General features: G+C 44.3%; 9 protein-coding genes. 5 read left to right on the top strand and 4 right to left on the bottom strand.

Going from position 1 to position 12,108, the window contains the following annotated elements:
* Nucleotides 1-10: 10 nt before the first annotated feature.
* The gene (locus CUJ83_RS07725; protein WP_230741718.1) at nt 11-829 is read left to right on the top strand and encodes a DUF7982 domain-containing protein; all 819 of its coding nucleotides are present in this window, start codon (nt 11-13) and stop codon (nt 827-829) included.
* Between the two features lie 81 nt (nt 830-910).
* Nucleotides 911-1,786, top strand: coding sequence for a DUF1616 domain-containing protein (locus tag CUJ83_RS07720; protein WP_369423949.1), 876 nt, complete (start codon nt 911-913; stop codon nt 1,784-1,786).
* Nucleotides 1,787-2,101: 315 nt separating this feature from the next.
* Here CUJ83_RS07720 and hxlA read toward each other — a convergent pair whose 3' ends face one another.
* Entirely contained in the window at nt 2,102-3,388 is a 1,287-nt protein-coding gene (gene hxlA / locus CUJ83_RS07715; protein ID WP_230741716.1) for a 3-hexulose-6-phosphate synthase, read from the bottom strand.
* 258 nt (nt 3,389-3,646) lie between these two features.
* Between hxlA and CUJ83_RS07710 the strand changes: the two genes are divergently transcribed.
* Together CUJ83_RS07710 and CUJ83_RS07705 are read left to right on the top strand one after the other, a co-directional pair.
* Complete coding sequence (locus CUJ83_RS07710) at nt 3,647-4,642, top strand: glycosyltransferase family 2 protein (protein ID WP_230741715.1); 996 nt, start codon at nt 3,647-3,649, stop codon at nt 4,640-4,642.
* 93 nt (nt 4,643-4,735) lie between these two features.
* Complete coding sequence (locus CUJ83_RS07705; RefSeq protein WP_230741714.1) at nt 4,736-6,937, top strand: DUF2206 domain-containing protein; 2,202 nt, start codon at nt 4,736-4,738, stop codon at nt 6,935-6,937.
* Nucleotides 6,938-7,133: 196 nt separating this feature from the next.
* On the opposite strand, the gene CUJ83_RS07700 is transcribed toward CUJ83_RS07705, so the two are convergent.
* A complete protein-coding gene (locus CUJ83_RS07700) occupies nt 7,134-8,168 on the bottom strand; it encodes a GNAT family N-acetyltransferase (RefSeq protein WP_230741713.1) in 1,035 nt (344 codons plus the stop codon).
* A gap of 272 nt (nt 8,169-8,440) precedes the next feature.
* Between CUJ83_RS07700 and CUJ83_RS07695 the strand changes: the two genes are divergently transcribed.
* Nucleotides 8,441-9,412, top strand: a complete 972-nt coding sequence (locus tag CUJ83_RS07695) for an NAD-dependent epimerase/dehydratase family protein (protein WP_230741712.1) — start codon at nt 8,441-8,443, stop codon at nt 9,410-9,412.
* 20 nt (nt 9,413-9,432) lie between these two features.
* Here CUJ83_RS07695 and CUJ83_RS07690 read toward each other — a convergent pair whose 3' ends face one another.
* Nucleotides 9,433-10,377 (bottom strand): glycosyltransferase family 4 protein, encoded by a 945-nt coding sequence (locus CUJ83_RS07690; protein ID WP_230741710.1) that lies wholly within the window; start codon nt 10,375-10,377, stop codon nt 9,433-9,435.
* Nucleotides 10,378-10,402: 25 nt separating this feature from the next.
* Nucleotides 10,403-11,503: a glycosyltransferase family 4 protein gene (locus CUJ83_RS07685; RefSeq protein WP_230741709.1), complete on the bottom strand. Its 1,101-nt coding sequence runs from the start codon at nt 11,501-11,503 to the stop codon at nt 10,403-10,405.
* Nucleotides 11,504-12,108: the final 605 nt, after the last annotated feature.

The raw sequence follows: 12,108 nt of genomic DNA, 5'->3' as shown, positions 1-12,108 counted from the left end.
ACAGCAAGAAATGGTCACTGTCTTGAAGGCGCAGCGCGATATGCTAAAACGGGAGCTCGACGCTCAAAATAAATGGAAGCTTAAACCGGCGTCGGTCCTGCTATTCCTGCTCGGCGCCATTATTCTGGTCGTATGGGCCGTCACCGACGACGGCTCCACTATGTCAATGCTGATACTGCTGTCCGGCACGAGCGTCGTTTTCATCGCCATTCTCCTGTACTTCCTTTCGCCTTCCAGGTATCTCAGGAGCGAGGTCGTAGACGCCATGGCGATATCGAACGTGCAAACGATAAATAATATACTATCCTCTCTTCTCATCGGGTCGAAGTGCATCTACGTTCCGGCTAAGGAGGGCGGATCCACCAAAATGTTCCTGCCGCTGTCATGCGAAACGGACGGCGGGTGTAACATACCTGTCCAGATACAGAAAAACGACGTGTTCATCGTTAACGAGCCGGGCTCCAGGGGAGTATCGCTTGTCCCGCCCGGATACGGCCTTTACAGCTACTCAAAAAGCATCGGGGCTATGTTCACGGACGAAGGTCTGGAGAACGAGATCATAGACGTGGTCAAGAACAGCCTGGAGCTCGCGTCAGGCGTTACGGTAAGGAGGGACGCCAGCCATATCTCCGTCTGGATCAAAGGCCTTGCGAATTCCGGCATGTGTTCGTCAATAAGGAAAGAGGACAGCAGCATATGCACCCGGATAGGATGCCCGGTATGCAGCCTGATAGGCTGCATGATAGTGGACGCCACCGGAAGAAAGGCATGCATAGAGAGCGTAGATGTAAAAGGTAATACCATTAATGTTGTATACATGCTTATTTGAGGGAAGCGGATGTTCACAGAAAAGGATAGAGATGTCGACGGATCGGAAATAAGCCTCGACTTCAGGGGATTTTTCAATGATATGGCTCATGACCTAAAGTTAATACTGGGATTCACCATATTGACACTGGCCTTTATCTATATCCCGTTCTTGAACGAGACCATCATCCGTTCCGCCCTGGGTCTTGTAATGGTCCTTTTCATACCCGGCTACTCTCTTATAGCCGCGTTGTTCCCGAATAAAAAGGATATAGACGGTATCGAAAGAGCCGCCCTGTCCTTCGGACTGAGTATCGCCGTCGTGCCGTTGATCGGGCTCGGGCTGAACTTTACCCCCTGGGGGATACGGCTGGACCCTATAACCGTATGCCTGACTGTCTTTACTATCATATGCGTCCTTATCGCGAATAAGAGGAGGCACGCACTGCCCCCAGATGAGCGTTTTTCGGTGGATTTCAATAAAGCGTTCGTCGAACTCAGATCGGAGATATTTCCGAAGTCGGAAGGCCGTCTTGACAGGATACTTACCGTCATATTGATCATATCAATACTCGTGTCCGTCAGCATGGTCGTTTATGTGATCGCGGTCCCAAAGCAGGGAGAAAAGTTCACGGAGTTTTACATACTGGGCCCCAGCGGTAAAGCGGAGAACTATCCGACAAAGTTCGTCCTTGGCGATTCGAAGTCGGTCATCGTTGGCATAGTCAACCACGAGTACCGGGACATGACCTATGACCTGGTATTAAAGCTGAATGACAGTATACGCTCCGGCATGATATACCAGGATAAGATCACAGTGGCCCATAATCAGACATGGGAAAACGTAATCGATATAAAGCCTGACTATGTGGGTACGAACATGAAGCTGGAGTTCCTGCTTTACGCTGACGGTAATATGACAGAGCCATACAGGGACCTTCACTTATGGATAAATGTGTCAGAACCGCTTAAAAGATAAAGTACTGGCAAATGCTCGCATATTCAATAAGATAATATTCCTTTACGCTGCACCTGGTTCTATGTGCGGGAATTTCTATAATCTGTCAGCTTATCTTTGATCAATTTCATCACAAAGGCGAATAAGGTACACAAAATTTTTTTTAGATAATTGTTATTTTTTTAAAAATCTCCTTTGTGAAACCTCGAGCCCTTAGCGCCCTTCGTGGTGGGAACTGGTGTACCCTTGTGCCCGTTGAGCGCTTTGTGGTGAGAGCTAGTGATACCTGTTTGCCTTCGTGCGCTTCCATACTAATAAACGCAGGATACCGCTTGTTTATGTCTTCTTTTCCCACTTGTACAGGTCGACGACCTGTGCGAGCGTCTTACCCCTCTCTATTTCCGCGCGAACTCTGTCCTCTGATTTTTTCACTTCCATAGCCCTTCGCGCTATCTCATAGGCTCTTTCCTGCGGCACCACGACCACGCCGTTATCATCGCCAATTATCCAGTCGCCCGGCCTTACTTTAAACCCGCCGCACATGATCTCCACATTGATCTCGCCCATGCCTTTCGGCTCTCCTGCGTTAGGGACGCTGGCCGACGCAAAGGACGGGAACTTGATCTTACGAATATCGTCCACATCTCTTATGGCGCCGTCTATGACGACTCCTTCAATGCCTTTTTGCTGGCATCCTCTGGACGCGAGCTCTCCCCATGGCGAGACATAGTTGCTGCCGTTATAGATCACGATCACTTCTCCGGGGCCGGCTACGTCCGACGCCTCCACGGGCTTCGCCCAGTCTCCCGCGAATGTCTGTACGGTGACGGCTTTGCCCACCATCTTAATGCCCTCGTACAGGGGTTTTATGTCTCTCATGGCCGGCTGCCTGTGCATGGCATCCGATATGTTGGGCGTCGAGACCTGCATGAATATCTCTCTTGTCTCCTCGTCCAGCGACTTTCTGATCTTCCCGCTTACGGCCGCTTTCTTGTCTATGCTTTCACGGATAAGCCTTGCCGAGCCGGTAACATCCTTAGACCTGATGATATTGCCGCCTACAATGACTATATCGGCCCCGAGCGCTGCCGCGGCGGCAGCTGATCCTGCGTCAAGCCCTCCTGCGACCGCTATGGGGATATTCACCGACCTTCGTATGGACGATAATACATCCAGCGGGTCCTGTCCGACCATTTGCTGGTCAACGCCTACATGTACGCCGATAATATCGGCACCAAGTTCCTGAAGGCGCACTGCCCTGGACACAGGGTCCTCGATGTTAATGAGATCGACCATGAGCCTAACGCCATATTTTCTTGCAGACCTGATCGCGTCTTCTATTGTCGAGTCGTGCGAGGCTCCCAGCACAGATATTATGCCGGCTCCTGCCTTGGCAGCCATTTCAACTTCTATGGCGCCCGTGTCCATAGTTTTCATGTCCGCTACGATCACATGGCCTTTAAGCTCGTCCTTTAGCGTGCGGATGGCGTTCATCCCCTCGCTCTTGATCAGGGGCGTCCCTGCCTCGATATAATCGGCTCCGCCTTCTATCGCCTCTTTAGCTATAGCCACTGCCCGGGTCAGGTTTATTTCATCCAGGGCTACTTGTAAAATAGGTCTCATATGCGTTCAACTTCAATTAGGTCGTAAGTCAAATATTGTTTTTGCGTACAATATTATGATATCACTTTTTAAAATTAACTCTTGTTAAATTATCTTTTTTCTACCTGACTCCTCTTTTACTGTTTTTAGTATTTCAGCGGAGGGTAAAAGAATAATCAACAGGCGATTTTTTTCTTAAAGTTCGATAAAAAAGCAAAATAAATATATAAATAAATTTATATTAATATACAATATCAATAACCTGGAGATACACCGTATATGGCTTCATCTATAGAAAAGTTTGGTAACGGGCAGCGTTCCAGTCATAGTCCAGTATATGCAGATCAGATCGAACCCGCACCATCTTTCGCTCAGGATAGTACTTTCCGCATACTGGTGGGTATTCCGGCTTATAACGAAGAGGTCGCTATCGGAAGCGTCATACTGAGATCGTCAAAATATTCGGATAAAACTGTCGTCGTCGACGACTGTTCCCGCGACAGCACGGTTGAAGTGGTGAAGCTTGCCGGTGCCGACGTCATCTGTCATGAGGTCAATCAGGGTAAAGGTGCCGGTATAAGAAATATTTTCTATTATGCGAAAAAAGAGAATTTTGACATTCTGGTCCTGCTTGACGGTGACGGTCAGCATAATCCGGATGAGATACCTTTGCTCATAGAGCCGATCAGGAACGGCAAAGCGGATATCGTCATAGGTTCCAGGTTCATTGTTAAGGGAATGCATAACGTGCCGAAGTATCGCAGGGTGGGCCAGGAAGTCCTCACGATCGCCACCAACCTTGCGTCCGGGTACAATATAACAGATTCTCAAAGCGGTTTCAGGGCGTTTTCCAAAAACACGTTTGATTGTTTCTCATTCCAGCAAAATGGCATGGCTATAGAAAGCGAGATGTTGATAGAGGCTGCCAGGGCCAATTTAAGGATCTCCGAAGTGCCGGTGAATATAAGGTATGATGTGGACTGCTCCACGTTCAATCCCGTAAAGCATGGTTTCAGCGTATTAAACCCGATATTTAAGCTCATCGTACAAAGAAATCCCTTGCTGTTCTTCGGCATACCCGGTGTGATATTATTCCTTATGGGTATGGCTTTCATGTTCATGGTCCTGGACACGTTCAACGCTACGAGGCATATCGAGACCATTTATGTTATGGCATTCCTTGTATGCTCATTGACAGGGCTGTTGGGCTTATTCAATGCGTTCGCGCTGATATTCATAAGGGATGTGAGGTCAAAGCCATCTGCCGTCAGATGATGGCGCTCATAGAAAATAGCGGGTATCACAAGTTTAAGATCGGGAGGGATCGCTATTGGTGGATGATAAGATGATTGACGTTTGGGAGTGGAAATGAAAGCTATTGATATATTTCAAGCGAAATATCTAAAAACTCAAAATTATTTGTGGCTGGTCCTGGCTGTTCAGTCAGCTTTTTTAGGCGTACTTGGCATTGGGTTGCTTGGATATGACCTCCCCGTCCTGAGGCCGCTCATATGTCTCATATACCTGGCCTTTATACCCGGATCCCTGATTCTAAGGTCTCTGAACGTTCGAAATATCGGGAGTGTGGAATCTTTATTGTATTCAGTCGGGCTGAGCCTGTCAGTACTGATGTTCACGGGGCTCATGCTAAATATGCTCGGACCCCTGCTTAGCATACAGGATCCCATATCATTACTGCCGTTGGCGATCTCGATAAGTGCCATAGTGTTCGTCTTGATGACAATATGTGTTATCCGGGAAAGGAATGCCGTGGAGATACCTGTCGGGGAAAGTCCGCGGATGGGACTCAGAGATCTTATTTCCCCGCCTGCCCTGATATTATTTTCACTTCCGCTATTGGCAGTCTTCGGGACATATCTGATGAATCTTTACAATGTCAACTTGCTTATCTTATTACTTATCTTACTGATAGCATCGTTAGTCCTGATGGTCGGGTTCGACCGGATCATCCCTAAAAAATTATTCCCTCTGGCAATTTTGATGATATCCGTTACGATGCTGCTTCACAGCTCCCTTATTTCTCCATATGTGGTCGGCTGGGACATCCAGCAGGAAAAATATCTTTCGGATAACGTGATAAGCAGCGGATACTGGAACGTCGATTTTTATCATGTCATCAATTCCATGTTAAGCGTTGTGATGCTGGCTCCCATTTTTTCAATATTGATGGACGTCGACATCGTATGGGTCTTCAAGGTCGTATATCCCCTGTTATTCTCGCTTGTGCCGCTGGGGCTATACCAGGTCTTTAAAAAGCAGTCGAATGAAAAGTTCGCTTTCTTTTCGGCATTTTTCTTCATATCGCTCGTGGTGTTCTACACTGAAATGATAACACTGGCCAGGCAAGAGATCGCAGAGCTATTCCTTGTACTGATCGTGCTTCTGATAATAAACAGGGATATGGACAGGGTCGGATGGTCCGCGATGTTCATTCTGTTCTCATTCTCGCTCGCGCTATCCCATTATGGATTGACGTACATCTTTTTAGGCTCTCTTGTGATAGCATGGGCCACATTATTCATTTTAAAACATTTGCCGTTCAAGGGTATACCGCGCATCGATCCTGACCGTTCGATGCCTCTTACGATAGTCCTGGCTTTCGTCATGTTCTGTTTCTTATGGTATGTTTATACTTCCATGTCCAATCCATTCGAGACGATCGTGTTTGTAGGTGATAAGATCACAGGATCGCTGCTCACTGAATTTTTCAACCCCGAATCCGCGGAGGGGCTGTCTATGGCTACTTCCGGCGGGAATATCAGCCCGCTGCACAGGATCTATCTTTACCTTTTCCTGGCTTCACAGCTCTGTATCTTTTTTGGCGTGATAACGGTAAATTTCAAGAATAATATCACAAGGTTCACAAAAGAGTATTTTGTCTTTGCGCTCATTTTTCTCGTCATACTGATATCCGCCATCTGTGTTCCATATTTCTCCAGCGCACTGAATACGACGAGGCTTTACCAGATCTCGCTGATATTTTTAGCTCCGTTCTTCGTTTTAGGGTGGATGAACCTGTTAAGGATACCCTATGCGGTCTTTACAGGAAAGAGCGTGTCAAAGGTACTGTCCGGATCATTTAAGTTACTGTCATTGTTTTTGGCGATATACTTATTATTCAACACCGGCGTCATATTCGAAGTGTTAAACGATGGGCCGATATCATTGTCACTTGACACTTCGATCGACGGCTACATATATGACGGCAGGGATGTCATGGCTGCAGAGTGGCTGATGGGGGCAAGAAATGTCACGTTCTTCGACAGGATGACCGGCGATTCTGCCGCATTTCCGATATACGGCGATCATTATAGGCGGATATTGCTAATGGGATGGGATATAAAAAGGTCTTTCTGGATCCCCGATGATCCGGGAGACATGAATGAACTGTCCTATCTATACCTCGGGTCCGCCAACGTTATGAACGACCGTATGGTGGTCTATAAAATGATCGATGGGTCCGAAGTGAAGGCTTACATTGACCTGGCCGGCATCACCGACGGCAGGGATAGGATATATTCAAACGGGGGCGCACAAATATATTATTGATGTCCTAGTGTAAGATGGTTTCACATTCGATCTAAAAACGCCATACCTTATTTTGTTACAGGTAAAATAATTCTTACTCGTTTTCGGGATGAGGGTCCGGTTAAGCTTATTATAAACGGCGGTAGTTCAGGTCCGGATCCGGGTAAGAACATCTCATCGAAAAAGCAGAAGGGCAAAAAAGAAAAAGAGACTCTTCTTAATGTCTTAACAGCAGGGACCTAATTTGAGGCCTGTTAAGAACGTTGTCATATGCCCATCCGGCCAGTAAACCGCGAGTATCCCTTTTATTGATATTAAAGCTCAGTTCAAGCGAAGGATTGAACTTTGACTTGAAAAGGCATAGTCTCTGAGTGTCCGCTCCCCAGTTCTCGTATATCGTGCATCCTTCTTCCTTTGCTTCTTTTATTGTTTGCCACAGCAAATAGTCATTATAGTTCCCGTCTTTTATATGTGGGGAACCCATCCAGGACGTGACCCTGCCCTTATACTTGCATATGACGTTCATCGCCACTATCTCGTCCTTATCATACAGGAACGCCAGCCTGACATTATCGGGGAAAGCGGATAAGATATCCTTAATATAATCCGGCGACTGGGTGCTAAAGAAATTTGTGCCGTACGGAGCTAATCTCTCCCTCATAATATTTACGAACGTATCGACGTCGTTTACCTGTTTTAGTGTCAGGTCCGAATTATTGGAGATCATCGGTTTTAATTTTTTCTTTAAAGGTTTTTCAAAATTATCAAATATGTCATCAAGGGAGTTATTCAGGTCTATAGTGTATGAGTACTGGGTCCTTAAATCGTAGCCTGTCCATATGAACTGTCTTAGGTCATATAGACCAGGTACAGTATAGATCGATATAAGGTTCGGGGAGATCTTTGATATCTCTTCGTTGAACTCGCTTACGACGCTGTTTAAATAGCTCTCCTTCTTCTTTTGTTTGAAAGTTTTAAAAGAAGAGTGCATGACAAATCCAAGATGGGGGATATATACCAGTACCTGGGGCGGCGGCGATAATAACATTTTTATTCCATTTTTAACTTTATAGAACATGGGGAAAAGACAGATCAATTCATTGCCTTTATAAAAGCCATACGGGATCAACTCAAAACCGCTGTATTTTTCGATTATCTTTAGAAAGTCCCATTTGTGGAATAATGAGCCATATGAGCTATCATCGATGAAACTGTCCCATGTTTCTTTTTCGTTCATGATCTTAACTGGCATCTGTTACAACCATCTCCGGAGTATCTCTCTGAATTTAAATTTTATTATTTTATAATATACTATAAAATTTTTATTTATATATAATATTTGTTATTTTTATATTTTAATTTTTATGATAAAATAACATAGTTAAGAAAAGCTGGATTATTCTTGATTTACCGGGATTATTACAGAAGTTTATTTTATCCTGATTTTAAAAATGGTTTAATTATTTATATTTATATTTTTATATAATTGTTATTGACCAATCTATCGAAGAGCGGGTAACAGACATGAGAGCCTTTGTGACCGGTTGTGCCGGTTTTATCGGGAGCCACGTAGTGGACAGATTGTTGAGCGATGGGCATAAGGTCATCGGTATTGATAGTTTTACAGATTACTATCCCAGGCATATAAAGGAATCAAACATAGCTAAAGCACGGAAAAATGAACGGTTCTTATTTATCGAGAACGATATTTTAAATATGGATACGTTTCCCGAAGTAGACTACGTATTCCATCTTGCCGCCCAGGCCGGCGTAAGGGCTTCATGGGGCGCCAGTTTCGAGATATATATTAAAAATAACATAGCAGCTACGCAAAAATTACTTGAGTACTACAAGGACAGCCCGATCAAAAAGTTCGTATATTCCTCATCGTCCTCAGTATACGGGAACGTGAGGCTTCCCATGAACGAAGAGAGTATATTGAGGCCGGTATCGCCATACGGCGTCACAAAACTAGCGGCAGAGAACCTTTGTTATCTTTACTGGAAAAATTACGGACTTCCGTCCATTTCTTTAAGATACTTTACGGTCTACGGTCCCAGGCTAAGGCCGGACCTGGCCATAAATAAATTCGTAAGGGCAATAAGCAGGGGGGACGAGATCACCTTATATGGCGACGGGAGCCAGACGCGCGATTTCACGTACGTTGATGATGTGGTCAACGCTAATATCCTGGCCGCAAAAAGCGACCTTACCGGGGAGGTATTTAACATAGGCGGCGGGAATAATATCTCTGTAAAAGAGTTGATCTCAAAGATAGAGAACGCCCTTGGAAAAGACGCGAACATAAAAAGAATAGAAAAACAAAAAGGTGATGTCGAGAACACTCTCGCAGATGTAAATAAGGCGGTAATATTATTGAAATGGAGGCCCAGGATAGATATTTCCAGGGGACTTGTCAACTACATTGACTGGAGCATCGATAACAGGCCTGCGGGATTGACCATCCCGCGTCCGGTGATCCTTACAAAAATGTGATGTATCCTAAATTATCGCTCTTATGAAAGCGAGTCATATATCTTTCTATATTCTTTTATTATCTTATGCCAGCTAAACCTGTTTTCGATCGTGTTTCTCGCATTGCGGCCTATCCTCGCCCTTGATCTATGGTCAGATATCATATCAATTAAATATCTCTCGTACTCATCGGAGGAATCCGGGACGTACCCGTTTTTACCGCTGCTTATCATTTCCCGGACTGCACCGACATCGTTGGTTATGACTGGCAGCCCTGTAGCCATGGCTTCAAGGATCGCTATCGGGAAATTATCATGTATTGAATAGTACAGGAAAATATCATTTTCTTTTAAGACTTCTTTCGGATCGTTCAAAAAACCGGTGAAATATAGGTCCAGATCGACATCAGTAATCTTATCCTTTACATAGTCCAGATATTTTCCCCCGCCGATGACCGTGTATTTAATTTTAATATCCGTATGCCTCTGAACATTTTCTACGATCTTTATAAGGTCAAGGACACCTTCGGCCTTATCCTTAAAACTGAACTTTGTAAGGGTGACCAGCGATACCTGTTCTTTTTCACCATGTTCCGCGGTCCTGAACTGCCCGGGGAAAACAGCGTTGGGTATCACTATCGCGTTGTTTATGCCAAGCCTGTCCTTCAGAAAATTGCTGGGCGTGGTGATAATGTTCGCTTTCTTAATCGCGATGGGGTAGAAGTGTCTCCATATGTTCTTTTCGATGGGGAACTCGCCGTGTATCGTTAACACTACGGGCTTTCTCCAGAGCTTATATGTCAGCGGAACTGCGGTGTGTACTATGTCGTGATCCTGGTAAAGCGGGATTTTCATGATCTTTTTAAATTCATGTATGTGGCTGGCACTGTAATTATGGCCATAGGATCCGTTTATCGTCTCCGCGAGACTTTTCCCCCAGTTGAACGGGCCTCCTTTATTTACCGGTGTTATGACGTTGATCTTCATGTCGGTCGGTCCATTGAAAAAAAGCTCAGGTAAGTTCCTTATACAGCTCGATCGTACGTCTTACGGTGTCGTCCCACGAATACTGTCGATAGACCCTGTCTCTTCCGTTTTTACCCAATCTTTTTGCCATTCCCCCGTCGGAAAGTATGCTATCTATGCTTTCTGCCAGAGCTTTTGAGCTTTTTACAGGGACCAGGATCCCGCAATCCTCGACGATATCGACAAGCTGCGGAAGGTCCGTGCATACGATCGGGAGTTCGCATGACATTGCCTCCAGAATAGTCCTGGGGATCCCCTCTTCCAGGCTTGGTAAAACGAAAATGTCGCTGGTCTGATAGACTTTTGGCAGCTCTTTATTGGGTATGAACTCTTTTATTGTGACGTTTTTCGCCAGGTCCATATCCTTTATTTTCCGTTCCATTTCATCCTTTAACGGACCTTTGCCGATCATTAGAAGTTTTAATTCAGGATATTTTTTTATGAGCATGCCGAAAGCTTCGATCAAATACTCCACTCCCTTTCCCGGGACGAACCGGCCTATCCATAATATCCTGTTATTTACCTTCCTCTCTTTTCCCGGAATGAACATTTCAGTATCTATGCCGTTATGGATCACCGAGATCTTGTTCTGTTCTATGCCGAGTTTTACGAGGGATAGTTTTTCATTTTCTGTATAGCATATTATGCGGTCAGCGGCCTTGAACGTCCACTTTGCGACAGTAGGTATAAAAATATCGTTGAGCCATGCGGGAACGCTCTGGGATCTCAGGCCATGGTTCGTGATCACCAGCGGCGATGAGCCCGACGTCTTTATCATGGCGCACATATTCGTGGATAAGAACAGGTGCGAATGGGCGTGGATAACATCGAAATCATCTTTATGGCGGTATAGCTCTACAGGTAATTTTGGCATTAGTGTGTTGCCGCAAACTTTTAGCGCTGACCTGAATCTGCGTATACTATATCCATCTTTATATTCATATTGTGAAAGGCTGTCTTCGTTCGCAGTAAAAACAGTAACGTCGTGGCCCATTTTTGCCTGCAGCCTTGATAGCTCGTGGGCGTGTATCGGAAGACCGCCGATGACATATGGGTAAATATCACTGACAACGCGTAATATTTTCATGGTACACTGTCCGTATTTTTATATTTGAAAATTTAATAATTATATATATAAAATTTTCTAATATTATAGTTGTATTATTTATTATTTTTAATAAAAATAAAAGCGGCTGATATTATTCTTTTTACTAAAAAAATAATGCCGAAAAATATTGTTAATGTTAAAAAAAATTTATTCTACTATTTTGTAATTTTTATTAAAATGTTCTTGATGGCCTGAAATTACCCTAAAATGCAAAATGCCTTATTTTTAATATTTAAATTTGGTCTAAAGTGATACTTACATCATTATATGCTCATTTAGACGCCGTAAGGATCTGGTCCGCGATGATTTTTCTCAGGCGATACTATGCCGGTTCTGTCCCTCCAAATTTCCTACCGCCCTGGTAAATAATTAATCAAATATATTATTTATTTGTACATTATTTTTTATTTCGTCTATAAAAAATCCAAATAATTTCCATTTTCAGTATAAAGTATATATACTATTATTTTCATCACTTTAACAACCGTTAAATATACCAAAAAAATCTCTTAAAATTTCGGAGGGATTAGAAATAAAAGGAAAAACTTTACTGATAACCACAATAATACTGGCGATCCTTTTAT

The organism is Methanooceanicella nereidis, from assembly GCF_021023085.1.
Lineage (GTDB): Archaea > Halobacteriota > Methanocellia > Methanocellales > Methanocellaceae > Methanooceanicella > Methanooceanicella nereidis.
The sequence above is the reverse complement of the archived record's forward strand: the minus strand, read 5'-3'. Positions and strand labels throughout refer to the sequence as shown.